The organism is Paenibacillus sp. JT31N7 (genome assembly GCF_059692095.1).
Genome location: NZ_JCAUAT010000001.1, coordinates 373597 through 398646, shown reverse-complemented (window position 1 = coordinate 398646; position 25050 = coordinate 373597). Strand labels below are relative to the sequence as shown.

The 25050-nt window shown below is 47.5% G+C and carries 25 protein-coding genes; 22 read left to right on the top strand and 3 right to left on the bottom strand.

Annotated elements, in window-relative coordinates; genetic code table 11:
• The first annotated feature begins 493 nt into the window (after positions 1 to 493).
• The 13 genes from AC58P5_RS01750 (at position 494) to AC58P5_RS01690 (ending at position 11008) form a co-directional block, all read left to right on the top strand.
• Positions 494 to 1198: an SDR family oxidoreductase gene (locus AC58P5_RS01750; protein ID WP_497384196.1), complete on the top strand. Its 705-nt coding sequence runs from the start codon at positions 494 to 496 to the stop codon at positions 1196 to 1198.
• Between the two features lie 385 nt (positions 1199 to 1583).
• Positions 1584 to 1913, top strand: a complete 330-nt coding sequence (locus AC58P5_RS01745; RefSeq protein WP_009674170.1) for a PadR family transcriptional regulator — start codon at positions 1584 to 1586, stop codon at positions 1911 to 1913.
• A gap of 13 nt (positions 1914 to 1926) precedes the next feature.
• Positions 1927 to 2793, top strand: coding sequence for a pentapeptide repeat-containing protein (locus AC58P5_RS01740; protein WP_497384194.1), 867 nt, complete (start codon positions 1927 to 1929; stop codon positions 2791 to 2793).
• Positions 2794 to 2806: 13 nt separating this feature from the next.
• The gene (locus AC58P5_RS01735) at positions 2807 to 3577 is read left to right on the top strand and encodes an ABC transporter ATP-binding protein (protein ID WP_497384193.1); all 771 of its coding nucleotides are present in this window, start codon (positions 2807 to 2809) and stop codon (positions 3575 to 3577) included.
• On the top strand, positions 3578 to 4345 hold the full coding sequence (locus AC58P5_RS01730; RefSeq protein WP_497384191.1) for an ABC transporter permease: 768 nt from the start codon (positions 3578 to 3580) through the stop codon (positions 4343 to 4345). It abuts the gene before it with no gap.
• A gap of 495 nt (positions 4346 to 4840) precedes the next feature.
• A complete protein-coding gene (locus AC58P5_RS01725) occupies positions 4841 to 6298 on the top strand; it encodes an MFS transporter (protein ID WP_497384190.1) in 1458 nt (485 codons plus the stop codon).
• A 66-nt stretch (positions 6299 to 6364) separates the two neighbouring features.
• Complete coding sequence (locus AC58P5_RS01720) at positions 6365 to 7576, top strand: macrolide family glycosyltransferase (RefSeq protein WP_497384189.1); 1212 nt, start codon at positions 6365 to 6367, stop codon at positions 7574 to 7576.
• Between the two features lie 138 nt (positions 7577 to 7714).
• The gene (locus AC58P5_RS01715) at positions 7715 to 8419 is read left to right on the top strand and encodes an ATP-binding cassette domain-containing protein (RefSeq protein WP_497384188.1); all 705 of its coding nucleotides are present in this window, start codon (positions 7715 to 7717) and stop codon (positions 8417 to 8419) included.
• Positions 8412 to 9068 carry an ABC-2 transporter permease gene (locus AC58P5_RS01710; RefSeq protein ID WP_497384187.1) on the top strand — a complete coding sequence of 219 codons (657 nt, stop codon included), beginning with the start codon at positions 8412 to 8414 and terminating at the stop codon, positions 9066 to 9068. Before AC58P5_RS01715 ends, AC58P5_RS01710 begins: the two co-directional genes overlap by 8 nt.
• Complete coding sequence (locus tag AC58P5_RS01705) at positions 9065 to 9442, top strand: GntR family transcriptional regulator (protein ID WP_497384186.1); 378 nt, start codon at positions 9065 to 9067, stop codon at positions 9440 to 9442. The genes AC58P5_RS01710 and AC58P5_RS01705 overlap by 4 nt, the downstream gene beginning before the upstream one ends.
• Before the next feature lie 6 nt (positions 9443 to 9448).
• A complete protein-coding gene (locus tag AC58P5_RS01700) occupies positions 9449 to 9847 on the top strand; it encodes a hypothetical protein (RefSeq protein WP_497384185.1) in 399 nt (132 codons plus the stop codon).
• A gap of 145 nt (positions 9848 to 9992) precedes the next feature.
• Positions 9993 to 10151, top strand: coding sequence for a hypothetical protein (locus tag AC58P5_RS01695; protein ID WP_497384184.1), 159 nt, complete (start codon positions 9993 to 9995; stop codon positions 10149 to 10151).
• A gap of 311 nt (positions 10152 to 10462) precedes the next feature.
• The gene (locus AC58P5_RS01690) at positions 10463 to 11008 is read left to right on the top strand and encodes a 50S ribosomal protein L25 (RefSeq protein ID WP_497384183.1); all 546 of its coding nucleotides are present in this window, start codon (positions 10463 to 10465) and stop codon (positions 11006 to 11008) included.
• A gap of 160 nt (positions 11009 to 11168) precedes the next feature.
• Here the strand turns inward: AC58P5_RS01690 and AC58P5_RS01685 are convergent, their stop codons facing one another.
• Both AC58P5_RS01685 and AC58P5_RS01680 read right to left on the bottom strand, forming a co-directional pair.
• Positions 11169 to 12206, bottom strand: a complete 1038-nt coding sequence (locus AC58P5_RS01685) for an HAAS signaling domain-containing protein (protein WP_497384182.1) — start codon at positions 12204 to 12206, stop codon at positions 11169 to 11171.
• Position 12207: 1 nt separating this feature from the next.
• Positions 12208 to 12558, bottom strand: coding sequence for a PadR family transcriptional regulator (locus AC58P5_RS01680; protein WP_497384181.1), 351 nt, complete (start codon positions 12556 to 12558; stop codon positions 12208 to 12210).
• Positions 12559 to 12778: 220 nt separating this feature from the next.
• Between AC58P5_RS01680 and AC58P5_RS01675 the strand changes: the two genes are divergently transcribed.
• The 9 genes from AC58P5_RS01675 to AC58P5_RS01635 all read left to right on the top strand — a co-directional run bounded on the left by AC58P5_RS01675 (position 12779) and on the right by AC58P5_RS01635 (position 23747).
• Entirely contained in the window at positions 12779 to 13180 is a 402-nt protein-coding gene (locus AC58P5_RS01675) for an Rrf2 family transcriptional regulator (protein ID WP_217558613.1), read from the top strand.
• A gap of 165 nt (positions 13181 to 13345) precedes the next feature.
• Positions 13346 to 13978, top strand: a complete 633-nt coding sequence (locus tag AC58P5_RS01670; RefSeq protein WP_497384180.1) for a ThuA domain-containing protein — start codon at positions 13346 to 13348, stop codon at positions 13976 to 13978.
• 192 nt (positions 13979 to 14170) lie between these two features.
• A complete protein-coding gene (locus AC58P5_RS01665; RefSeq protein WP_497384179.1) occupies positions 14171 to 14641 on the top strand; it encodes a DinB family protein in 471 nt (156 codons plus the stop codon).
• 404 nt (positions 14642 to 15045) lie between these two features.
• A complete protein-coding gene (locus AC58P5_RS01660; RefSeq protein ID WP_497384178.1) occupies positions 15046 to 15945 on the top strand; it encodes a methyltransferase domain-containing protein in 900 nt (299 codons plus the stop codon).
• A gap of 54 nt (positions 15946 to 15999) precedes the next feature.
• On the top strand, positions 16000 to 16911 hold the full coding sequence (locus tag AC58P5_RS01655; RefSeq protein WP_497384177.1) for an NAD(P)/FAD-dependent oxidoreductase: 912 nt from the start codon (positions 16000 to 16002) through the stop codon (positions 16909 to 16911).
• A gap of 337 nt (positions 16912 to 17248) precedes the next feature.
• Positions 17249 to 20395, top strand: a complete 3147-nt coding sequence (locus tag AC58P5_RS01650) for a hybrid sensor histidine kinase/response regulator (RefSeq protein ID WP_497384176.1) — start codon at positions 17249 to 17251, stop codon at positions 20393 to 20395.
• Positions 20396 to 20516: 121 nt separating this feature from the next.
• The gene (locus AC58P5_RS01645) at positions 20517 to 20780 is read left to right on the top strand and encodes a cupin domain-containing protein (protein WP_497386006.1); all 264 of its coding nucleotides are present in this window, start codon (positions 20517 to 20519) and stop codon (positions 20778 to 20780) included.
• A gap of 281 nt (positions 20781 to 21061) precedes the next feature.
• Entirely contained in the window at positions 21062 to 22444 is a 1383-nt protein-coding gene (locus AC58P5_RS01640; RefSeq protein WP_497384174.1) for an SMI1/KNR4 family protein, read from the top strand.
• Between the two features lie 94 nt (positions 22445 to 22538).
• On the top strand, positions 22539 to 23747 hold the full coding sequence (locus AC58P5_RS01635; protein WP_497384173.1) for a hypothetical protein: 1209 nt from the start codon (positions 22539 to 22541) through the stop codon (positions 23745 to 23747).
• A gap of 194 nt (positions 23748 to 23941) precedes the next feature.
• Here AC58P5_RS01635 and AC58P5_RS01630 read toward each other — a convergent pair whose 3' ends face one another.
• Positions 23942 to 24850, bottom strand: coding sequence for a LysR family transcriptional regulator (locus tag AC58P5_RS01630; protein WP_497384172.1), 909 nt, complete (start codon positions 24848 to 24850; stop codon positions 23942 to 23944).
• Positions 24851 to 25050 lie beyond the last annotated feature (200 nt).

Here is a 25050-nt window from a genome sequence, read left to right as displayed (position 1 = left end):
ATTCTCGGGTTTTTAACCATTGATTATGAATTTCTTACTTATATAATAATAGACATAAGTTGATTAAACAATGTAATTTGTTTATTCGCTTCGGGTTGTTTTAGTCAGTGCCGCGCCCGACTGCAGACCGTCATCTTTCTTCTTCAAGGATTGGGATAAAACCGTAACCTCTGCCCCCATCGCGTGAGCGAGCTTCACAGGACCGTCGCCACGATCAGCATGTATGCTAATCCCGTGCGGCAGCCAATGGTTTATGGATTCGCATACTGAAGAAGACCGCAACAGAATGCTCCATGCAGTTGCCGAGCGGCGCTGCGTGGATTTTGAGGGCAAGCAGTCAGCACGGGTCCCCGAGAAGCACCTATTGGATTGACGATAATACAGACCCGATCGGTCGCAATTGTGAAAGGGCGTGCCTGCGCCGGTGTGCCTCTTTATGCAGAGGAAACTCTGCATCCAATCTTAGCAAGCAGCAGAGAAATGGAGGATATGAATGTCTATGCATACAAAAGTCGCGCTTGTTACCGGCGGAAATCGAGGGATTGGATATGAGCTGGTCAAACAGTTGGCTTTGAATGGGTTTAAGGTCATTTTGGCTAGTCGGGATCCCCGAAAGGGTCAGGAAGCTGTGCAAAAACTGAAGGAGTCGGCACTGGACGTTTCATTTTTACCGATGGATATAGATCGACCAGAAAGCATTCGTCAAGCAGCGATAACGGTAGATGAGCACTATGGAAGATTAGACGTTCTGATTAATAATGCCGGCGTTTATTTGGATGAACATGAAAGGTTGTTTTCAGACCCTTCCATTCTAAAGCAAACGATGGCCACTAACTTTTTTGGCGTTTACAATATGATCCATTCGTTTATCACCCTTATGGAAAGACAAGGATATGGGAGAATTATTAATATTTCCTCGGAATACGGGGCGCTAAGCGAGATGTCCTCTCAAGGCTCAGGCGCTTATAAGTTGTCTAAGCTTGCCCTTAACGGATTGACGCGTTTGGCAGCGGCAGAAATCAAAGGGGATATCAAAATCAACGCGGTCGATCCCGGATGGGTAAGTTCGGATATGGGCGGACCCTCTGCACCAAGAACCCCTAAGCAGGCTGCTGAGTCCATCCTTTGGTTAGCGACGATTGGACCTGAAGGGCCTAACGGAGAATTCTTCAGAGATGGGAAACGAATCGATTGGTAACCCTATGGTATGTACGTATTTTATCGGCCAAAAGAAAGTTGCAGACCTATAGAAACTCTGTTTGAGGCGCCTGATCCTGCACGCGCAGCCGGAGCGAGCATGACATTCGAGCCGGGTGCAAGGACGGTATGGTAGTAAAGCAGTAGATTGGATGGAGAAAGTAGTCCGAGTGCATTCGGAGAATGTTATTCCGGAAAAAAGGTAAGTTTGGGTTGCCGAAACGGATTGAACTTGAATGACATCGTAAATAACTCCCAAGAAAGCCGCGCCCTGCGCGGTTTTTTGCTGTGGATACATGAATTATTCACGACAAGGTAATATAATTAAAACACTACCTTGACAGACACAGTAATATGACTTATCATGCAGATATGGAGGTGATGGTATGAGCGAGAACAAAATCACATCCGACCTGCTTCGCGGACATACGGATACGATGATTTTACGGCTCTTGTCCGAAGCTGATCATTACGGTTACGAGATTGTCAAACTGATTGCCGAGCGTTCGGACGGCGAGTATGAATTAAAGGAAGCCACGATGTACTCCAGTTTCCGGCGGCTTGAAGCAGACGGCGATATCGAGTGGTATTGGGGCGATGAATCGCAGGGCGGACGGCGCAAGTATTTTAGGATTACCGAAAAGGGCAAGGACACTTACGCCCGCAACAAAAGCAATTGGGAGTATGCAAAGCGCGTGTTAGAAAACTTATTATAAGGAGATTGATGGGATGAACCGGAAATTGACCGACTATTTGAACAGCGTTTTTACACCATACGACGGGGTAAAAAGCGTCACCGAATTAAAGGCCGACCTGCTCACCGATTTGCAGGAGCGGTATAGTGAACTCAAAGCCGAGGGCAAGGACGATGAAACAGCATTTAAGCTGACGATTGAAAGCATCGGTGACATCGAACAAACGATTCTGGAGGTCGCCAACCTCTCCCGCTCGCTGGAAAGGCAAGTAGTGACAAACTTTAGCGCAAGTAACCTGGCGCAAAGCGATTTTGCAGGCGTTAAGGCCCATAAAGGTCAGTTTAATGGCAGCGCGTTGCACGGTTCCGACTTTTCGGGCGCGGATTTGACCGGCAGTTCGTTTAAGAGCAGCGATGTACGCGAAGCCAATTTTGACGGCGCGAATCTGACGGACTGCAGCCTGTCCGCGCTTGACCTGGCAAATGCAAGCTTCAATAAGACGACCCTTGTACGAACCAATTTCAGCAAGTCGGGCCTTGCCGGAGCCAAATTCACAGGCGTAAGACTAACCGACGTTTCGTTAATGATGACCGATCTTAGAAAAACGATTTTTGAATGTTGTTTATTTGACGGGGTTGACTTCAAGTACTCCGATCTGAGCGGGCAGTGTTTTGACGGACAGACGTTTGTCGGCGTTAAGTTTGAAAAAGCGGCATTAACCGAAGTTTCGTTCAAGGGAGCTACCTTTAAAAATGTGTCTTTCCAGCCCGGGTTTACCTTCACCAAAAAGTACTATCGTATGATCAAAACCATCTGCTTTGACGGCGCAACGATGGATAAACTGACCTATGCCGCTCTAAAAGGCATGGAAGCCGATTTGTCGAAAGTTACCGTCATTTAAGGGAGGGAATCCGATGTTAACCGTGCAAACCAAGGCCATTCAAGTAAAAGGACTGCAAAAATCCTACAAGCAGCATGAGGTGCTGAAAGGCGTGGATTTCGAGGTGGAAAAGGGCAGTATTTTCGCCCTGCTCGGCTCCAACGGAGCGGGCAAGACAACGATTGTCAAAATTCTCGCCACACTGCTCAAGCCAGACGGCGGAACCGCGGCCATAAACGGGTTCGATGCAGTGTTCAGGCCCGATCATGTACGGCAGGCGATCGGTCTGACCGGGCAATTCGCCGCCGTGGACGAAATATTGACCGGACGGGAAAATCTGATCATGATTGCCAAGCTGCGATACCTCGAAAATCCGCGTCAGGTGGCGGATAACATGCTTAAACGCTTCGGCCTGACAGACGCCGCCGACCGCAAGGCATCTACTTATTCGGGCGGTATGCGCCGCAGGCTCGACATTGCCTTGAGCCTCGTGGGAAGTCCGCAAATCATTTTCCTCGACGAGCCGACTACCGGGCTTGACCCCGAGTCGCGCATCGAGGTTTGGAAGATCGTCAAGGAGCTGGCCGACGGCGGCACGACGATACTCCTGACCACGCAGTATTTGGAGGAAGCGGAGCAGCTTGCCGACCGAATAGCCATTTTGCACGAGGGCAAAATTATTGCTAACGGCACGCTTCCGGAACTGAAAAAGCTGTTCCCATCCGGAAAGACGGAGTATGTTGAAAAACAGCCGACATTAGAGGAGATCTTCCTCGCAATCGTCGGCAAAAAGGAGAGGAAGTAAATGGAGGCGGTAAAGAAACATTATTTTAGCGATCTGGGCGTTATGCTTGGACGTTCCATGCGCCATATTTCCCGCAGTATGGACACCATCGTCACCGTCACCATCATGCCGATCGCGATGATGCTGCTATTTGTCTACGTGTTCGGAGGTGCCATTCAATCCGGGACGGATAACTATGTCAATTACCTGTTGCCCGGTATACTACTGATTGCGATTGCCAGCGGTGTATCCTACACGTCTTTCCGCCTGTTTACCGATGTGCAGCGGGGCATATTCGAGCGGTTTCATTCCATGCCGATTTCACGCTCCACCTTACTGTGGGGGCATGTGCTGACCTCGCTGGTATCCAACGCCATATCGGTTATCGTTATCATTCTCGTAGCGTTGATTATGGGCTTTCGTTCGTCCGCGGGGATCATGCCATGGCTTGCCGTAGCCGGCATACTCCTGCTGTTTACACTGGCGTTAACTTGGGTCGCGGCGATTGCGGGACTATCTGCCAAATCAGTGGATGGCGCAAGCGCCTTTTCCTACCCGATTATCTTCCTGCCGTTTATCAGCTCGGCGTTTGTGCCGACCGAGTCGATGCCGACCGCCGTTCGCGTCTTTGCCGAGAACCAGCCGGTGACCGCGATCGTGGAAGCCATTCGGGCGCTGCTGTCCGGTCAGCCGGTGGGCAATGATATATGGGTCGCTCTTACGTGGTGTGTTGGGATTTGGCTCGTGGCTTATATCTTTGCGATGAGGGTATATAAAAAGCGAGTATAAAAAAAGACATTCCAGCTTTTGTTTGCGGGTCCTGATCATTCCGGAAACGTGTCGTAAAATGTCATTGTCGTCAAGCATGAGGGTATAACAAGAAGGAGAGACGGGGAAGGTTTATGGAGGTAGATATAACCCCTGAACATGGCGAGCCTTGCCCATCAAAACGATTCCACGGACGCATGTGGGAGGACAAGAAAATGTATCGTTAAGAAGTCGCCGGATAGCGACTTTTTTTGTTTTAATCATGCAAGTTCGTACCCTCCACCCTAAGCCATACAGGATTTCAACCTGGCTGTGCCGTCCCTGAAGGATGCTCCGATTGCCGTTAAGCCTTTCATTAGAACGGCAAGGGAAATGAACGATACGATAAACAGTTGAAGCAACCGGCTTGCTTCCTATGATTGGCACTTAGTAAAGTTTTTTCTTTACAAAGTAAGGTATTTATTGTATATTCAAAATGTCAATTGTGGTGGTTATTTCCATTAAAGTCATTTATTTATGGGGGTGAGGAAGACAACGAACTCCAATCAGACTGGGATTTTCGATACTCCGAACAGAGCGTTGACGATTGGTATTATGCTGGTTCTGACTACCGTAGCTTTCGAGGGGCTGGCTATTACGACAATTGCCCCGAAACTGGCACAAAGCTTGCAGGGCATTCATTTATACGGTTGGATCTTCAGCGCGTTTTTGTTATCTCAGCTTATAGGGACCTTGGTCATGGGAGAGCAGGTTGACAAGCGCGGCGTTTTTACATCCATGCTTGTGTCTTGCAGCATTTTTGTGCTAGGTACCGTGGTTGCGGCCGTTTCTTTCGATATGCACATGCTTATTGCCGGAAGAGCCCTTCAAGGTTTTGGGGCGGGAGCCCTGATCACCTGTGTTTATGCCAGTGTAACGTTACATTATCCGGATGCACTTCGTACTCAAATCTTAGCGGCATTCTCCATGGCATTTATCCTGCCTTCCTTAATCGGGCCTTATGTGGCAGGGCTTATTGCTTCCTATATCTCGTGGCGGTTTGTTTTCTGGATTGTTCTGCCCCTGCTTGTATTGGCCTTAAGTCTAACATTCCGCTCTTTCCGTGATCTGCAGCACCGGCAAGCTTTGTCTGGCAAATCCCAAACGGGTTCAACCCAAACCTCCGGCTCGAAGGTTATCCATGCGATTCTGCTTGCCATCGGAACGGGGCTGCTGCTCACCGGGCTCGGTATGATAACCGATTGGAAAGGAATTGTGCTCACTTTCGGCGGGTTGTTCGTCATGATCCCGCTATTGCGCAAGCTGCTGCCCGCAGGCACTTTTTCGGTGAAAAAAGGGCTGCCTGCCACTCTGGTTTCCAGAGGACTGTATGTCGCTTGTTATTTTGCAACGGAGAGTTTTGTCGTCTTGGCACTGACCGAAGTGAAGGGGGTCTCGGCACAGTTTGCAGGCCTGCTTGTAGCCGCAGGCTCTTTGAGCTGGTCCGCCGCGGCGTGGCTGCAGTCCAAGCTTGATGCACGGGACCGAGGTCGTGGCCGAAAGCAGAGAGTCATGCTGGGAATCGGGATAATGATCGCCGGAACTGTCCTTGTGATCCTGTCCCTTTTGTTGTCAGGCGGCGGAATTATACTCATCCTGCTCTCGCAAATGATTACGGGATTCGGTGTCGGCTTGGCCAACCCTACAACCGGGACCATCGCTTTACAGCATGCCGAGCCTGGGAAAGAGGGAGAAGTGTCCGCGACTCTCCAATTCGTGGATTCCTTCTGTATGGGTGTGAGCATTGGAGTCAGCGGCGCTTTAATCGCTTTGGCCCAAACTTTACAGTGGGGTATATCTACAGGGGTTTTGATGGTCCTTACGCTCCAATTAGTCTTTGTCTTGTTAAGTTTCCTGGCATCCGTAAGAATTACAGAACTCGTTCATCAAGAACATCATCCGATGAGTCATGCGAAGGACAAGCTTCCCATGTAACGGATACGTCGCAACAAGTCCATCATGAAGAGCGGGGGGAATTTATAGATTTCGGAGGTGGACAAGATGGCACGTGTATTAGTTGTAATTACTCCGGCTGAAGGCCATGTGAATCCGTCGTTAGGATTAGTCACTCAGTTGACGAATAATGGCGAGGAAGTTGTCTATGTGTGCACGGAGGAGTACCGTTCCCGGATTGAACAAACCGGAGCCCAGTTGCTTACCTATCCCTTTCCGCAAGATGCTTTCTCTCATGATCCGGTATTGAAACCGCAGGAGTACAAGCATCCTTATCCGTTCATTTATATGATGGTAGGCGGCATCATTCGGCCGATGATCCCCGAAGTGCTTCGAGTGATAGAAAATCAAAGGTTCGATTATTTGATCTTTGATTCCCTGATGGGCTGGGGAGGAACTATTCTTGCAGAGAAGCTGGGCATTCCCGCGGTATGTTCGATTGCCTCCTTTGCTTTCGTGGAGCCATTGGGCGCTGACCAAGGCTGGAAGGAGGAGGATACGGATACGAAGGAACTGTATGAAGCCACGATGAAAATAACGCGTGAGTTAGCGCAGGAGTTCCAAGTGAGTACTCCGGCCATGGAAGAGATTCCGGCACATGCAGGACGGTTAAAGCTCGTGTATACCAGCCGTTATTTTCAGCCGCAGGCGGCAAAGCTGGACGATAGTTTTATTTTCGCCGGTCCTTCGATCCTACCGCGGCAGGATGCTCCGCCCTTCCCGTTCGAGCTGCTTCGTGAACGATTCCCGCAAACCGTGTACATTGCGATGGGAACCATTTTAAATAAAAACTTGGATTTCTATCGGCTTTGCTTTGAAGCATTTGGGGATTTACCGGTGAATGTTGTTCTATCTTCAGGAAAATACACGGATATGGAGCCGCTGGCGGATCGAATTCCCGACAATTTTATCGTCAAGCCCTACATAGCGCAGTTGGACATGCTGCAGCATACGGATGTTTTTATTACGCATGCGGGAATGAACAGTACCAGTGAGGCACTTTATTACAACGTTCCGTTGGTGATGATTCCGTTAACGTCGGACCAGCCCCTTGTCGCCAGTCGGGTACAGGAGCTGGGAGCAGGTATCACATTGGATAAGCACAACCTCAGCCCGACAGTTTTGAGAGAGGCATTAGCGGAAGTGCTAAGCAATCCGCTTTATAAACAGCAGGCTTCCCTCGTCGGCGAATCTTTAAGGCAGGCCGGCGGTTATAAGCGGGCCGCCGATACCATTATGAATCATTTTGCGAAGGTTTAATCCACCTATTCCATACTGGGATAGATGTCTTTTGGACTCCGCGGCAGAGGTTTTTGAATACCGCACTAATTGAAAAGGGGGGACCGGTTGGTCTGCCCTTTTTGCTTTTTCTAATAGGTTGAGAAGAAATTCTTGAACATGCTTCGTTTGGATAGCGGGGAGGTCCGCATTCTGGGCAAGAACATGGTCGAGCACGAACTCGAATTGAAGCAGGAGATCGGATTCGCATTCGGCGGCATCGATTTCTACACGCAAAGCAAGATAAAGACGCTGACCGACGTCGTTAAGAAGTTCTATACCAATTGGAACGATGAGACCTATTACAACTATCTGAGAAGATTCAAGTTGGATGAGAACAAGAAAACCGTGGAATTGTCGACGGGAATGAAAGTCAAGTACAGTCTAGCACTTGCCATGTCCCATGGAGCGAAGCTTATTATCCTCGACGAACCTACGAGCGGGCTCGATCCGGCCGCAAGAGACGATCTGCTGGATATTTTCCAAGAACTTGTCGTAGACGGCGAGATCAGCATTCTTTTCTCCACTCATATCACATCTGACTTGGAGAAGTGCGCGGATTATATTACCTATATTGCAAACGGACGAATTATCAATAGTGCCGAGAAAGATGAATTTAAGGAAACGTACCGGCTGCTGAACGGCAGCGAAAGCCAGTTGAACCAGGTGAAGGATCGGCTGATTTCCTACAAAACAAATTCGTTCGGCTTTACGGGATTGGTTCACGCCAGAGATTTCGATCCCTCTTCCGGCATCAGGGCAGCCACGCCGAGTCTTGAGGAGATCATGATTTACTTCGCGAAGAAGGAGGACGCGTATGTATAACCTGCTGATGAAGGATTTGAAAATAGGCATAAATCGGATGAATTTTGTACTGCCTTTTCTGATTGGCGCCTTAATGCTCGTTCCGGGTTGGATCTATTTTATTGTTGTGATGTACTTCTTCTGGATAACGATGCCGAACATGTTCGCTCAATTTAGAACCCAGAACGATTTGCTCTTCACTACGATGATGCCTGCAACCAAGCAAGACATGGTAAAAGCAAGGATGTCCGTAATCGTCATCCTGGAGTTGATGCATATTGTCATTGCCATGATCTATGGATGGTTCACGATCCGCTTATACCCGAATGTGGACTACAATTTCTTCGCGCCGTACCTGGGTTTCTGGGGACTATGCTTTGCCATGGTGGCGATCTACAACCTCTTCTTGTTCCCCATGTATTACAAAACAGCGTATAAATATGGCCCGGCGCAGCTTGCAGCTAATGCGGCCGCTATGGCGTTTGCCTTTGTCGCCCAATGGTTGGGAATCCGGAGTTCCTATCTGTCTGACCTCTTCAACGGTTCCGGTGCCGACAATACGGCGGTTCAAACATCCATTTTGGTGACAGGAATCGTGATCTTTATTGCCTTCACTTTGATTGCTTGTCGAATTTCGGTCAAACGATTCCGACAAGTGGAGATCCAATGAACATAGCCATTTCGAGCACGTCGGAAAAACCGATTTATCAGCAGCTATTCGAACAGATCAGCGCCCAAATTCTCAAAGGCGAATTGGCAAGCGGCTATTGCCTGCCGCCTATTCGGCAAGCGGCCCAAGAGCTGCGCGTTAGCGTCATCACCGTCAAGAAGGCGTGGGAAGAACTAGAGCGATGCGGCTTGATCAATACGATAACGGGCAAAGGATGTTTTGTGGCTGAATTCTCGTCAGACGAGATGATGCGAATACGCAACGAGATGATCTTGAAGCAGATGGCTATCGACGCTGCCTATTACAAAACGTTTGGTCTCCCTATTGATGAAGTGATTGAGCTTATGAAGAAGGTTTATTCACGAGAGGGATGAGGATTTGTGAAAAGGTTAGATAATCCATTATTCATTGGAGCGATACTGCTTATTGCCGGCATCGTGTGGTCTATTGAGACGAATCGTATTGGGACGACTGCATGGATACTGTTATTAGCGGGAGTCGTCATAGGCATTGTGGCGGGGTTCATTCAAGGATGGGCAATCAATCAGAAAGAGCAAGGCAAGATCGGATCGGGCAAGAGGGTATTCTATATCGTCGGAACGCTTATGTTGCTTGTTGCCGTGAAGGTCGCCTTAAATCGTATGTTTCCGTCCTACATAGCTACAAGTCAAGCTGGGATCTGGTTGTCGGTTGTTTTTGCCGTTGGAGGTCTCTTCCTCGGACGTGCTTGGTACGACCGACAATTGACATCGGTGAAGAGGAGCGCTACCCGAAATTAAGGCGCGATTCTCGAAAGACTCGGCTGCGGAATCGATCAAGGCAAACACCACGGTGGCTTTTACAACATATATAGAATACTGCAAATTCCCTCAGCGCCCGATATCATGGACATCTCTTAAAAGCTTCGTAAAGGAGTGTTGACCGGTGATCACCATCTATGAGGAACAGCGTAAAGGAGCTGCTGCGGACACCGTTGAGCGTGCTTATGCTACGCTTGAAAAGTGCTTGGAAATCATCCGGCGGATGGACGGCGCCTATATCCCTGACGGCATCCCATACCTGTTCGGGTGGGGCACAAAATGAAAATTTTTCTCCAATGACATTTCAGGAGGCTCGGAACGAAAGAAGCCGGCGGACGAGAAAGTAAGCGACCACGCGGGAGCGTATCGACATGGTCACGAAACTATGATATGGTGGAGGAAACCCATAGGCATTCCACTCCTCGGAGTGGGGTGCCTTCGTCTATATTTCGGGTTTTTTACATTTAATGTATTCCGACTACTGAAAGATATGGAGGTTGTGATGCTATGTTTCTCTATTTATCCCCGCTCAGGGGAGGTTCGACGGCTGCTGTTACAGCGCTAAGATCACTTCATATAAAGGAGAGGTAGAGCATGGCTGCATACATTCATACAGAAAGACGTCCGCGGTTAAATCCTTCCGGACTGCGAAACTTACGTCAAGAGGGGCGTTTGCCGGGGGTCGTATTCGGTAAAAACGCGGACAACGAAATCATACACATTTCCACTAAACAATTTGAAAAATGGCTAAGGCAGGGGGCATCCGGCTTCATTGAGCTGAAGATGGACGGGGGTCCATCGCTGACGGTACTGCTGGAGGACCTTCAGCGGGATCCGGTAACCGGCTCACTTCTGCATGTTGACTTTCAGCTCGTCCAGACGGGGGAGATCATTCGCACGAAGATCCCGGTGAAGCTCATAGGCACCCCCGCCGGAACGAAGTCGGGAGGAGTCGTGCAAATCCAAGACCCCTATGTGGAAGTGGAGGCTTTGCCGAGAAACCTGCCGCATTCGGTCGAGCTGGACATCCATGCAATGGAAATCGGAGATACGCGTTTCGTGAAAGACCTCAATTTACCGTCTGAATTGACGGTCGTCTCAGGGGTCAATAAGATTCTCGTATCGGTGTCGAAACCGTAGTGGCCATAATGGCCGCTGCATCTGTGTAGTGACCTGGGAAATTAGGCACAAAATGTATTTATGAAGATTGTATAGTAATGAGCCCGGTAATGTACCGGGCTCATTTTGATCAAGCCGCAAGCTCGAAAAATGAAAGGAGATCAACAGCCTGAGCCGCTCGCTATACAAGCGGCTTTTGTTTTGTCCATGGAGAGGACAATGATTTTGCTTGGTACCAGGCAAAGGACTCGGCAGCAATATCGATCAAGGCAAACACCACGGTGGCTTTTACAACATATCCGTTCACCTCGGGCCAAGTCGACACTAGGCTTTTGAAGCCGCTTCCTTCGACGGGAAGAAGTCCCGAGGCGGTCAAATCCTGAATGAAATGCGGATTCCACAGCGCTATGTCCGCAAGCATGATGCATACAAGCATCGTTGTAATAACCGTCATCACGATATGGAAAACAAGCAGTTTGCCAGATCTGTAGCGCACAATAATTCGGACGATTTCCTTAGCAATGGCTAATGAGGCGGCGATCCACAGAAGCGGCCAATAGTGCCGGAATACATCGATATTCAGGAACGGAACGTTCGTGAAGACGCCATCGTGGTTCCTCCAAATCCCGAGAAAATCGGTCGAATGGACACAAATCGCCATGACCACAATGGTAAAAAGGATGGCTAAGATGGGCCTTCTCCTATTGATTTTCATCTTTGCGTCCGGAATCGGCGGCAAATCGGAGGGTCTCCACGCTTTCTTCCCGCTGCCGTTGCCGGCCCGCTGCTTATACTCCATCCAAGCGAATACAACGGTGACCCAAAAGAATCCTTGTGCAGCACCATTAACTAAAGAGGCCAGGTAGCCTATAACCGGGTCCGGCCTTCCAGAATGTGAAAGGAATGTATCGATGATGAAACCGGCGGTTAGCCCTATGACGATCAAGGTGAACACAATCTTTAGTGTGCTAAAGTAAGCGTCGATCAGCATGGGACCGATCAGGAAACGCTCGTGCCCGCGATACTTCGCGGCCAGCTCATTCGAATGGCCCAGCTCAATGAGCACGCTTTCGACATCCTCTTTAGTTGCCTGGCCAGTTGGATTGCGCTCCTCCAGCATATCTTCAATCAGGCCTTGCAACTCCCGTTTAATGTCCTCTCTTTGCTGCTCAGGCAGCCGCTGCGTCACCGCATAAATATAACGGTCAATGACTTCCATACTACTCTCCTCCTCCAAGATCAGTCAAAACGCCTTCCATGCTCGCGACTAGCTTGCGCCACTCCCGGCACAGTCCCGCATAAACTTCCTTCCCGAATTGGCTGAGCAGATAGTATTTACGGGGGCGCGATTCATTCGTATCCCATCTGCTCTCCAGCAGTCCTTGCTTCTCGAGTCTACGGAGTAGGGGGTACAAGGTGCCGGGATCGACGGCGATTCCTTTTTCCTCCAATAAGGGCACGAGAGAATAGCCATACCGCGGTTCGGACAATTGACTGAGCACGCCAATGACAATCGTGCCTCTCCGCAGTTCGCTTGATAACCCCATGATCGTTTCATTTATATCTGCCATATGATCAGCTCCTGGAAGTATTATACTGTGTATCACACACTATTGTAAATATTTCAATATAATGCAATCACTGAACACGGAGGAACTTTGAAGTATTTCGTTTTTAGAGATCTATATGGATGTATTTTTTTAAGAAATACGCAGGTATGCTTTACGCTTGACGCAATGAATCATAATAGTTATTATAGACTTGTTAAGTCTGTGTTTGAGGTGATTTTGAATGAAGTACTCCAAGGCTACCGATTATGCCCTCCATACGATGCTCTTTCTTACCGCGGCGACTCCCCAAAAACCAATAGGTGTGCAGCAGTTGGCGGAGCGGCAAAGTGTGTCCCCGACCTATTTGTCCAAAATATTGACCAAGTTGGTGAAGGCGGGCATGATTGAATCGATAACGGGAGTGAATGGCGGCTATCGGCTCAAACGAAATTGGGAAAATATTTCGTTCCTAGATATTATTCATGCGATTGAAGGCTCGGCCTCCTTGTTCGATTGCAGTTTCGAACATGGACCAGGATGCCCGATTCAAAAGGTGGTATTATCGGCAGAGGAGAAGATGGAAGAGCAGTTGAGAAATCAGAAAATGTCTGATCTTGTGCGGGAACTGAATATAGTCATATAAACCTTCTTTTTTTAAATCAATTAAAGATAATATGTATCTTTTAAATCTATAATAATGATTTATAACTGTCATAGTTGAATCGATAATGGGGGTGAATGACAGCTATCGACTCGAGTGAAATTGGGTAAATATTACAGACCTGAAAAATGGGAAGGAGAGGAAACTATGAATATGAAAGCCATTGCCCTTGGACGATACGAGGGAGCGAAATATCATCCTTTTACGTATATTGATCGCGAATTACAAACCATATTTAAACCTGTTATGGAGGTTGAATGTACGGATGATTACGCCGTGCTTCAGGAGGATAAGCTGGAGGGCTATGATCTGTTCATATCATACGCGGACTTTTCGGATCTGGAGATACCCGAAGATCAGGCACAAGCGCTCATCTCCTATGTGAGAAACGGCGGTGGACTGCTAGTTATTCACAACGGTATCTCGCTTCAGCTAAGCAAAAAGCTGGAAAAGTTAATCGGCGGCAGGGTTACGGGACATCCGGAATATACGTCACTGCCAGTTCGATATAATCAAGGGAGTCATCCTATTGTGGAGAACTTAAGCGATTTTACGGTAGATGAAGAACCGTTCCGGTTCGAGCTGAGCCCGCATGAATCGGCGGTTATACTTGCCGAATATGTCCATGATGGCCAGCGGTGGCCTGCAGCGTGGGCACATACATATGGCTCTGGCCGCGTGGTATATCTGATGCCGGGACATCATCTTCCATCTTTCCAGGTAGAATCCGTGCGTAAGCTGATTCGGAATAGCGGAATGTGGGCTGCCCAAGGTTCGTAGAGTAATTTAACCTGGTGGCAAAATTCCCGATTTAACCTATATGTTTGCACTTGGTGACAGCAACGCTTGTACTTCCCGTAACGGCCGGTGTTAACTAATTAGAGCGAGATCTTATCCGTACTATCCGCAGGTTTCTGAAATCAGTAAGTATGACTGAAAAAGCCACCTTATTATCAAAAGGGGAGCGAGAAGATGGACGTACTTAAAAACCAGTATGAATTGATCCAACGCACAAGGGAAACATTATTTCGTTATTGCGAAACTTTGTCCCCCCCAGATTATGTTAAAGAAGTTGAAACCTTAGGCGGAGTTTCTATTCGCAGTCTGCATGCTCATGTAGCCGATTGTTATAGGGTATGGCTGGGCAGTCGTGCCCTTGGTAAATCACTTCCTAATATAAAACCGGAATCCGTTGGAAACGTACAGGAAATGCGTGAGGTTTTTAAGAAAACGGATGCCCTGGTTTATGAATTTCTGAATGAATTTAAAGACAAATGGGATCCTGCCATTCAAGCATCCTGGAAGAGCGACAGCGCAGAGTTAACCGAATTATGGCTTTTTACGCACACCATCACCCACGAATTTCATCATAGAGGACAAATTGTAAAAATGGGCAGGCAACTCGGGTATATTCCGCCGAAAATGAACCTCGTTAAACCTTAGTGATTTCATGGAGATGCTCTCGGGAAGTTTGAGTCAACCTCTGAGGGGTACGGTAACGATTCCTGCTTTCCGGGAGATGGAAGAACAGTTGAGAAATCAGAAAATGTCTGATCTTGTATGAGGACTACATATAGGTGTGTAACTTTTCTTTTTTAAAACAATTAAAGATATCTAGGGCCTTTAAAGTCCAGAACCTCGAAGTATAACTGAGAGAGTGGAGAATATGCAAGCAGTGATGACGGAAGCACTGCATAATGCCGTGGAGAAATAAAGTTATTCCAATCATGGTTGGAATGAAAGCAGCGCAATTATGAATACGGTCCAGCAGGTGGCGGGTGTGATCGGCACAGTGGAGATAGACGCAATTTCAAGCCTAGATTATGCGAAAAAAGGTGATAAATACAATGAGAAATGAACTGTTTGATTCGGCGGTATGGGAAAAAGCCTGGAAAGAAGATCCCTATACGGGAGTAAACAAGATGAAGAGGGCTGGCATCGATCCGGCGCATACACTTGATTCATCGGCCAAGTCATTCAATAAAGAAGTGTTCAGCGAAGAAGGCAGGCGAAGGGCCAGACGGATAATGAACTGGCTAGAGGACCAGGGAGTCGAATTTTCGGGATCTTCCGTCCTGGATATAGGTGCGGCGTCGGGTGGCTTTTCCGTACCTTTCGCGGAGAGGGGAGCGGATGTAACGGCGGTAGAAACTTCTCCTCCGTTGGTCGAGCTCCTACAGCAAAATAGTTGGGGCTTAGCGAATGGAACGGTCAAGGTGGTGCACGAGCCTTTCGAAAACATTGATCTTAAGGCAAGGGGATGGGAGCGAGCCTTTGATCTCGTCTTTGTCTCCATGTGCCCGGTTCTGATCGATTGGGCCAGTGTAGAGAGGGTGCTGAGCTGCGCGAAGGCGTTCTGCTACATGAGCTTGTCGGTAGGTTCCAGGAAGCACAGCCTGGTTGACGAGATATGGCCGCTTGTCACCGATCGCCCCCGAAAGACCGAGCATTTGGAGATGGTTTACCTGACCCAATTACTGCTGCTAAAGGGATACTCTTATCAATCGTTGGTAACCCGGGAAATGAAAACAACGACAGTCTCTAAAGAGACCGCATTCAATGATACGATCAATTGGCTGAACATGTACGGCATCACGACGGACGAGAGGGTTCGTCATATTGTCTCCCGTCATTTGGACACACGCTTTCCCGGCGAACAAGTGGAAATCCGGCAAGGCGGCCGGTTCGGCAAAGTGCTTGTTCGTCTGCAAAGTCAGCATATGTACGAAAGAGAAGACCGTATCTAGTCTACAGTCGCCATAAATATCGAATAGCCTACTAACGAGGAGGATTAAACAATCATGAACAAAGTGGATGTAGCGATTATCGGGGGAGGTCCCGCCGGTTTGAGTGCCGGACTTATGCTGGGACGCGCGAGGAAGCAGACGATTGTCATTGATGAGGGACGTCCCCGCAATGCCGTGACCCGGGAGGCGCACGGGTTTTTGACGCGGGACGGAATCAGCCCGAGTGAATTCCGACGTATTGCGAAGGAGCAGCTGCGCGTCTATCCGTCGGTTTCCCAGGCGGAAGATACCGTTGTGTCGATCTCGGGTGAGGACGGAAACTTCTTGCTGGAGACGGCCAAAGGGATGAAGATCGCCAGCAAGAAGCTGCTGTTTGCCGTAGGCATGAAGGATCGCCAGCTCGGGATTAAGGGATTGGCCGAGGTCTACGGAAAGAGTGCGTTTGTTTGCCCGTATTGCGACGGTTGGGAATTAAGGGATGAGCCACTGGTTGTCATTAGCAGAGGAGCGGCACTCATGCATTTCGCTCCATTGTTGTCGGGGTGGACGAAGCGGTTTGTCGTTTGCACGAATGGCCCCGATGAATTGAGCGAGGCTGAACGCGATGAATTGCGGGATCATCAAATTCCGCTATTCGATATGCCGATTCGTGCCCTTTTATCCAGCGAGGGTATGGTGAACCATGTCGCGCTTGAGGATGGGACAGAAATTCCGTGCACGGGAATCTTCTTCAAGTCGGAACTGGTTCCGGGAACGGATTTGCCGCAGTCCCTCGGCTGCCGCATATCGGATACGGGGGTGATTGTAGTCGACGAATTGGGAAAATCCAGTGTCCCCGGCGTTTACGCAGCGGGTGACGCGTCTTCGCTAATGCATCAATCCATTGCGGCAGCCGCATCAGGGGCTGTAGCTGCGGCTGCAATAAATGGAGAATTAAATCAGGAAGCTTGGCAGAAAACACAATGAATGAAACCAGGAGCTAAGTAAAAAACGATCTAAATAGCCGCGCATGTGACGGCTATTTACTTTTTCCAGCACTGACAACCCTATTATTAAGAAAAGTAAGTGCCTGCTATTGTTAGTGGGCACTTACTTTTTTTGTTTCTAATAACTCACCTAAAAACACATTAAGCTTCTGATCAATCCTCCAAAACGGTACGTGGAGAAAAAGGAAGCGCTTCACCAGGCTACCTGTTTGCAGTCGTATCATCTAAGATGTCAAAACACCAAGCATGAAGTAAAATATGAGTTAGTGTCTACATAAATGGTATAGAAGTCCAAACGAATAGGAGAGGTACATTTCTTGGGAAATCATACATCAAAATACCAAATAAAGAAAAGCTATATGCTAGTAATGCTAGGATTATTATTGATTATTTTATCCGGTTCGCGCATTTTGTGGATGGAAATGTTTCGTGATCAAAAACATGAGCCAATTAAAAACGGGCAATTCGATTTACGCAATTGGAATGCAGAAGACGGGGAAATTGTTTTACTTGATGGGGAATGGGAGTTTTATCCTTCACAATGGCTGATGGGTGGCAGGCACCAACAAGGATTTGGCGAGAGTGAGCCAAGGCTTATTCACGTTCCGGGAAGATGGAATGAAGCTTTGCATGCTGAGAAGTCAACGCCATACGGATTTGGTTCTTATCGCTTGCGACTTTATGTAAATCCGGAAAAGGACCTTAATTATAGTATTCGCGTGCCTAGCGTACGCACTTCATCAGAATTATATGTAAACGGTCGATTGCTTACTAAATCCGGACAGGTGGCGACAACAAAGGATGAATATATTTCGAAGGACCTACCTTATTCTACAACCTTTACAGCAGACGAAAACGGTGTAATCGAACTCGTCATTCAGGCGGCAAATTATGTGGATAGTCGAAGCGGGGGCATTGTCCGATCCATTAAATTTGGTTCAGAAGAAGCCATTGCCAAAGAGATGAAAGCTTCCGTTTCTATGCAGTTTTTGGCAGCGATTATATTTACTATGCATGCTGTCTATGCACTTATTTTGTATTTACTAGGAAATAAGGAAAAGAAGCTGCTTTATTTCAGTTTGCTTGCATTATGTGTAACGATCACGAGTGTATTTAGTGTTGATGAGAAGTTGTTCCACCAAATATTTTATATTGGCAGTGTTTGGGATTTCCGGATATCGAACACTGCTCTCGTTATGGCAGCCTATGCTTTGCTCCAGTGTACGAATCATCGCGAGCTTCCATATTGGCGTAGGATGTACCCTGTCTATAAAGTAATGAATCTAGGGACTGCCGGCATCACTTTGTTTTTAGATCCATCTCAAGTGATTATGCTCTTTCCAGTTTATTATCTATTATTTGGTATTGCTGCAGTTGTCACGTTGATTACAATGTTTAAAAAAGTAATCAAAGGTTTAAAGAGCAATCTTTTACTGCTTTTCTCTTTTCTTGCGTTGATGAACCATCTTCTTTGGTCGGCAATCTTGCTGGATAGCGGTTTGAGTCTTGTCTACTATCCGTTCGATATGATTATTGCGATGGGCTGTTTAGCCGCTGTATGGTTTAAAGATTATTTTAACATGTATGCGAACACGAAAGAGCTTGCGACAACCTTGCAAAGGATGAATGACCATAAAGATCAATTTCTCGCAAATACTTCACATGAATTTAAAAATCCGCTTCATAGCATGCTTAATATGTCACAATCCGTTTTAAAACGGGAAAGGCATTTGTTGCAGGAAAGGAGTATCAAAGAGCTTGAAACTATTTTATCTGTAGGGCGTCGAGTGACATTGATAATAAATGATTTGATTGATGTGATGAGTTTACGGGAGGGCAACCCACGTATAAAGAAAAGAGTCCTATTTATTCAGCCGATTGTGACCGGAGTGCTTGATATGCTGCAATTGAATGCAGAAGTGAAGGCTGTCCAAATTGCCAATCAAATTCCTGAAGATTTTCCTCCCGTACATGCGGATGAGAACCGGGTTACTCAAATTATTTTCAATTTACTTCATAATGCAGTGAAATATACGAATGATGGGGTCATTTCGATTCGAGCTTTTGCGAAAGAGGGACGAGCCTATATCGTTATTGCGGATACCGGGATCGGAATGGATGAAAACATGCTTAAGCGCCTATTCCGTCCGTATGAGCAAGCCAGCACGAGTGAGACCATGATTGAAGGCGGCTTCGGGTTAGGTTTGAGTATAAGCAAGCAACTGGTTGAGCTTCATGAAGGTACGTTAGCTGTGTCCTCTGTTGTAGGAAAAGGCTCAACATTTAAATTTTCATTAAAGCTGGCAGGCATGGAGGTGGAGGAAGAGAAGGATAGGACGAGTTCACTTGAACCATTACCGTTACGAACCATGCCGATTCAAGAAAATGTCTTGATAAACGGGGAAAAGGCGGATATCCCGCCGGCTGTGAAACCAACCCTTCTATTAGACGTGCATCGCAATCGTCCGCACTTGTTAATTGTTGATGATGATCCTATCAACCTTCAAGTGCTTGAAACCATTCTACCGCCGGAAGAATATGAGGTGACGATGGTAACGAGCGGTAAAGAAGCGTTAGCAGTACTGGATACCAAGGAATGGGATCTGGTCATCTCTGATATTATGATGCCGCAGATGTCCGGTTATGAGCTGACACGGATAATTCGCGAGCGATATACACTCACTGAGCTCCCTATTCTGCTCCTTACCGCAAGAAGTCAACCGACAGATATTCAGAGTGGATTTTTGGCGGGAGCAAACGATTATGTGACGAAACCGGTGGAGGCCCTAGAAATAAAATCACGGATCGAGGCACTAACAACGATTAAACAAATCGTTCGTGAACAATTGCAATTAGAAGCTGCCTGGCTTCAAGCGCAAATTCAGCCCCATTTTTTATTTAATGCATTAAATTCAGTAATAGCTTTAAGTGACATTAATTTAGATAAGATGGGTCATCTGCTCCATGAGCTCAGCAATTTTTTGAGAAATAAATTTAAATTCGAAAATCCGAATGGACTTGTTCCGATTGAAGAGGAGCTAAGTCTAGTGCGCTCTTACTTATATATAGAAAAGATCCGTTTCGAAGAAAGGCTGCAGATCATTTGGGAGATAGATGACTATGCGGAATTAAAAATCCCATTTCTTACGATCCAGCCTCTCGTGGAAAATGCGATAAGACATGGAGTTATGAAGCGCACCCGCGGAGGCAAGATTGTTATTCGGGTTTCTGTCTATGACACGCATGCAGAGATAACCGTTGAAGACGATGGGATTGGAATGGACAAAGATCAATTACAAAGAATACTGGAAAGAAAAGCAGACAGCAGTTCGGGAGTCGGATTGATTAATACGGATCAGCGATTAAAACGGCACTTTGGAACCGGACTCGATATCCAAAGTACGGTAGATACAGGGACAAAGGTAACTTTTCATGCACGTACCAGGTTGAATAGCGAGGATTAAGCTCGGCACTTCCTTTAGCAATGTTCGCCGATAGACCCGTTAAGCTGAACCGTATCATAAATAGAACGAAATTTTGAGGATTTAAATATCGCTCTAAGAGAGTTTTTTACACTTTAAGCTTATTAAGATTGCCGGGGATTATGTATGGCACGTTCATCAAGATACCGATAAGGTATTTATCGCACTCGAAGGGGAGATGATCATTGATTTTCGAGATGGCCAAGTGAAAATTTCAAAGGGTGAGATGTTTATCGTCCCGAGGGGAGTAGAGATGAAGCCTTCCGCCGAAAAAGAATGCCATATCATGTTGGTGGAGCCTAAAAGTGTTGTAAACACTGGCGGTACTGAGTCCGAATTAACAGCAGCCAATGATACTTGGATCTAGTGCTTGTTACTAGTACGAACTAATGGATGAGAAGATGTTTCCTTGTGCCGATTCTTGTGATTGATGAAGAGGTTTACGCTGACGGGTAAGCTGTTCGATTTTTCAGAGAAAGGGCCATCCCGCAAAGGGATGGCCCTAAAACTTGTCGTTACTGACAGCGGGGTGAGCCTTAACATAAGCGACAAGCCCATTTCCAATACCTACATCCCATCTGGTAGAATAGGGAAAACCATAATTCTCTATACACTAGTATCTTACTTATACGCTTGGGGAGGTAGACGATGGACAAAGAACTAAGGGTACAGCTTACCCAGTGGCATGAAGATGATGAACACCAGAAGATTGTAGACACCCTGATGGAGATTCCTCCAGAGGACAGAGACTACGAGGTGGTCGGCAGTCTGGCAAGAGCGTATAACAATCTGGGACGTTATGAAGAAGCGCTTGAACAGTTTGCGATGATTGCGGAACAGGGGCAAAATGACCGTTTGTGGCATTTTCGTGTGGGGTATTCCTACTACTATTTGAATCGATACGAGGAAGCAGTGAGAGTGCTGGGTATCGCCCATGACCTCGATCCTGACGATAAGAATACGGCCATGTTACTGAACTCCAGCCAGCGCAAGCTGCGCAAAGCACAACACGCTGCGGCCAGACGGGCAATCAGAGAGCGGCATAATGATTTGGCGACGGCTTCAGCTCCTTTTGAAGGGATGGATCTGTCCGATTTTTGGGACGATAGTGATTATGCGCTAAGAGAATATGTTTCTGCCCCGCCCACGGATGAGCTGATTGCTTCTGTAGAGGAAGAGCTCGGTTACAAGCTTCCTTCCTCTTATATCAGTCTGATGAAGCAGCACAATGGGGGAGTTCCTTATAATACTTGTTTTCCGACGCAGGACGCGACCTCATGGGCCGAGGATCATATTGCGATTACGGGCATTATGGGCATTGGTCGCGAGAAAAGCTATTCACTCGGCGGAGATCTTGGCAGCCCGTTCATGATTGAGGAGTGGGGCTATCCTGACATCGGCGTGGTGATTTGTGACTGCCCTTCGGCAGGCCATGATGTGGTGATGCTGGATTACCGGAACTGCGGGAGGGACGGCGAACCCGAGGTGATTCATGTGGATCAGGAAGACAATTATGAGATTACGTTCCTGGCTCAAGACTTCGAGTCGTTTATACGCGGCCTGGTGAGTGAGGAGGAATACGATACCTCTCAAGAAGACAAAGAGGAGGATCTGCGCAAAGTAGCCGCAGGAAAATTCTCACCCTTGCTGGAAGAGCTGTGCAGCCGTGTGCCTGACGTGGACCAGCTTGAGCAGAAGATCCGCAAAGTCTGTACCCGAATCGTTGAAGAGAAGGGACACTTTTCCTTCCATGCAGATGAGCTTTCTACTCTGATGTACGATGTGCAGTTCTGGCTTTACACGAACTCTTATCCGAATACGAGCCTTCAACAATATCTGGATGTATATGAGAAAATTATCGTTTTTGGCGGTGAGTTCAGTCAAGGTGGGTATGCTCCCGGCTGGATAAGCGACTGGCTGGATGAGCGGATACGGGAAGGGATGATCGTTCAGGAAAACGGGGTAATTCGCTTCACCGAACAAGCCCGCTCGGAAGTCATTGCACGGCTGGATGAACCGTACCCTAAATAGGACAAAACTAGCGGCATAGACTCCTTGCTGTCATGAACCGATTTCTGCACTTGCCGAAATAACTTGATATGTTTTAGAAGAAAGGATGATAGACATGCCAAATGATAACCAAGCTCGTCTTTCTGCTGGTTCTGTTAGAGAAGTCGGTCGTTATCCTATCGACCTGACAGGTCCTCGTAGTCACACTCTTGTCCTTCAGCCCGGTGTGGGCAGTCTATCCATTGGACCGTCGCAATTGGGGAAGAAGGCAGACCTTCATGTCGCGCCTGATGCGCACATCGATTGGACCGTATTTGATGTCTTTGCGACGCCGGCGGGCTCTCCCTGGCCGCGATTTCTGCATTATACAGGCAGTGACACAGGCTTCTTTGACTGGGCGCAGAAACGTCCCATTGAAGAGATGACGTGGACTCCGGTCCTGTCTGCAGATACGCTGGTGGACGCCAGTCAGTCCAATTTGCATGGCTTGCATATCAAGTTGGACCAGTCAACGGGGCCTCTGAGCCTGAAGCTTCCGAAGCGGCACTTCCGCCTGAGTGTGTCCGGCGATCTATCACGCTTTTCGGCCACTGGCGATATGCCATCTTCTCTGACTCTAGCGCCGCGCACCGGCCGGCGCAAGAATGATACGCCTTTCTTGCTGCCCGACATGGGTGAGTTGCACCAGGTAACGAGCCTGACACTACAAAACGCACCGCTGGGACAGCCCATCTCGTTGGAGTGTCTAATCCGGTTCCCAAACCTTAACTCACTGAGTTTGTGGGGGAACTTCTGCGACGTGGACTTATTGGCTCGTCATGCCCGGTTAACGAATCTGGAGCTGCGCTTCATGCCTGATCTGGGGGACTTGCCGACATTAAACGCGTGGCCGTTGCTTGACAGATTTATCGCCTACAATGTGGAAGAGATCGCTGGCAAGCGACTAAAACAGCAAATGAAAACACGCGCTAAAACCCGTCCGTGGACCGACCATGCTTCAGTGAGCCAGTTACGAAAGCCTGAGTGGTGGACGACCGAGTTTGGCCGCCCGTTCTCGTCCTGGCCTAAACGTCTGGCCAAGCAGGCTAACGAAGCTTACGATGTTGCAAAAGCAACCTTGGCCGAGGCCCGCAACATGGCCGATGCAGAGGCAGCCATTACCGCTTTCACCGTGCGCTTCAACACCCTCAAAGGCATTGAAACCACCGAACGAGAAGACCTTGGTGAAGCGGTATGGCAGCTCAGCCAGTCTGACCACTTGATTGGCCGGCCTATAACAGAGGAGTTGGCTCAACGCTGGTTCGATGCAGCGCGCGAATACTGAATGTAATAAGAAAATGAACGGGCACTAGGAAATTGGCAAATTGAAAGTTGTCCCAGCGCTCTATATCATGGACATATTTCCATAACAAAAGAAGAATGAGGACCGATAGCAGCCGCATTCTTCTTTTATTATGCGTTGATATCCGCATAAACGGCTTTCCAAGTATCGGATAAAATAACTTTTTTGGGCGGATCTTATTTTAAGGGGTCCCGGATTTCATAGAAATGATCTAATAACGAAACAAGTTGTTTCGCCGCAGGTGAAAGATGTTTTTGACGATGATACACATAACAGATCCCCCTGGTGAAGGTAACCCCTTTTACGGGTATTTTGACGATTAATCCGCTTTTAACTTCTTGTTCAATGGCAAAGTTAGAAACAATCGATATGCCAAGTTCATGAATGACCGCTTGTTTAATTCCTTCCAAGTTGCTGATTTCCAGATATTTGGGTGGAGTAAACCTTAATTCCTCAAACTTTCCTTCCAAGTAACTTCGCGTGGCCGATTTATCAGGTTTTATAATGAACGTTTCGTTGGCCAAGTCCTGTAGGGTACAATCCGGTTTTGCGGCAAGCGGGTGCAAAGGATTGACAATAAGGACAAGCTCGTCCTCGTAAAAAGTTTTACTTTCAAAACGGGATTCATCCATCAAAACCCGATCAGACAGAATAAGAAATTCAACTTTATTAGATTCCAACATGTGAATAAGATGACTAGAAGAAGTAATGCTCATGTTGATTTTAATATTTGGAAAAGTTTTGGAATAATCGCGCAGGATCATGGGGAGCAGATAGACGCCCACAAAATTGCTCGCACCGAACGACAATGTTCCATAGGATAAGTCCTCCAGCTGCCTGATATGATCTTTAGCTGAATGCAGCAGGTTAATCATTTGCTCTGCATAAGGCTTGAAGTGCTCGCCTTGTTTGGTCAGGTAAAGCTTTTTGCCGATCCGGTCGAAAAGTGATACCCCCAACTCCGCCTCAATGCTTTGAATTTGCATGCTTACGGACGGTTGGGAGCAATAGAGTAATTCGGCCGCTTCGGTAAAGTTCAAGCATTCGGACAGAGTGATGAAAGTTTGCAGTTTGCTGAAGTTCATGGACAGGTCACCTTTCACGGAAATTGTACTATAACGATTTGTTATTGTTTAATAAAGATAATCAAATTGATTGATGCAACTATCGTTAATATACTAAAACTGCAAACAAAAATAAACAAAAGGAAGGGGATTCAATGAATGAATGAATGAATGATGTTTGTAATTCTTTCGGAAGTCAGGCGGCCGATATGCAAATTTCA

Bases quoted from the DNA above. Each gene is read 5' to 3' on its own strand.
- AC58P5_RS01640 (WP_497384174.1), top strand. From the start codon at position 21,062: ATGGACAAAGAACTAAGGGTACAGCTTACCCAGTGGCATGAAGATGAT.
- AC58P5_RS01750 (WP_497384196.1), top strand. From the start codon at position 494: ATGTCTATGCATACAAAAGTCGCGCTTGTTACCGGCGGAAATCGAGGG.
- AC58P5_RS01745 (WP_009674170.1), top strand. From the start codon at position 1,584: ATGAGCGAGAACAAAATCACATCCGACCTGCTTCGCGGACATACGGAT.
- AC58P5_RS01675 (WP_217558613.1), top strand. From the start codon at position 12,779: ATGAAGTACTCCAAGGCTACCGATTATGCCCTCCATACGATGCTCTTT.
- AC58P5_RS01635 (WP_497384173.1), top strand. From the start codon at position 22,539: ATGCCAAATGATAACCAAGCTCGTCTTTCTGCTGGTTCTGTTAGAGAA.
- AC58P5_RS01670 (WP_497384180.1), top strand. From the start codon at position 13,346: ATGAATATGAAAGCCATTGCCCTTGGACGATACGAGGGAGCGAAATAT.
- AC58P5_RS01630 (WP_497384172.1), bottom strand. From the start codon at position 24,850: ATGAACTTCAGCAAACTGCAAACTTTCATCACTCTGTCCGAATGCTTG.
- AC58P5_RS01685 (WP_497384182.1), bottom strand. From the start codon at position 12,206: ATGGAAGTCATTGACCGTTATATTTATGCGGTGACGCAGCGGCTGCCT.
- AC58P5_RS01665 (WP_497384179.1), top strand. From the start codon at position 14,171: ATGGACGTACTTAAAAACCAGTATGAATTGATCCAACGCACAAGGGAA.
- AC58P5_RS01720 (WP_497384189.1), top strand. From the start codon at position 6,365: ATGGCACGTGTATTAGTTGTAATTACTCCGGCTGAAGGCCATGTGAAT.
- AC58P5_RS01680 (WP_497384181.1), bottom strand. From the start codon at position 12,558: ATGGCAGATATAAATGAAACGATCATGGGGTTATCAAGCGAACTGCGG.
- AC58P5_RS01705 (WP_497384186.1), top strand. From the start codon at position 9,065: ATGAACATAGCCATTTCGAGCACGTCGGAAAAACCGATTTATCAGCAG.
- AC58P5_RS01710 (WP_497384187.1), top strand. From the start codon at position 8,412: ATGTATAACCTGCTGATGAAGGATTTGAAAATAGGCATAAATCGGATG.
- AC58P5_RS01735 (WP_497384193.1), top strand. From the start codon at position 2,807: ATGTTAACCGTGCAAACCAAGGCCATTCAAGTAAAAGGACTGCAAAAA.
- AC58P5_RS01655 (WP_497384177.1), top strand. From the start codon at position 16,000: ATGAACAAAGTGGATGTAGCGATTATCGGGGGAGGTCCCGCCGGTTTG.
- AC58P5_RS01740 (WP_497384194.1), top strand. From the start codon at position 1,927: ATGAACCGGAAATTGACCGACTATTTGAACAGCGTTTTTACACCATAC.
- AC58P5_RS01715 (WP_497384188.1), top strand. From the start codon at position 7,715: ATGCTTCGTTTGGATAGCGGGGAGGTCCGCATTCTGGGCAAGAACATG.
- AC58P5_RS01725 (WP_497384190.1), top strand. From the start codon at position 4,841: ATGGGGGTGAGGAAGACAACGAACTCCAATCAGACTGGGATTTTCGAT.
- AC58P5_RS01660 (WP_497384178.1), top strand. From the start codon at position 15,046: ATGAGAAATGAACTGTTTGATTCGGCGGTATGGGAAAAAGCCTGGAAA.
- AC58P5_RS01690 (WP_497384183.1), top strand. From the start codon at position 10,463: ATGGCTGCATACATTCATACAGAAAGACGTCCGCGGTTAAATCCTTCC.
- AC58P5_RS01730 (WP_497384191.1), top strand. From the start codon at position 3,578: ATGGAGGCGGTAAAGAAACATTATTTTAGCGATCTGGGCGTTATGCTT.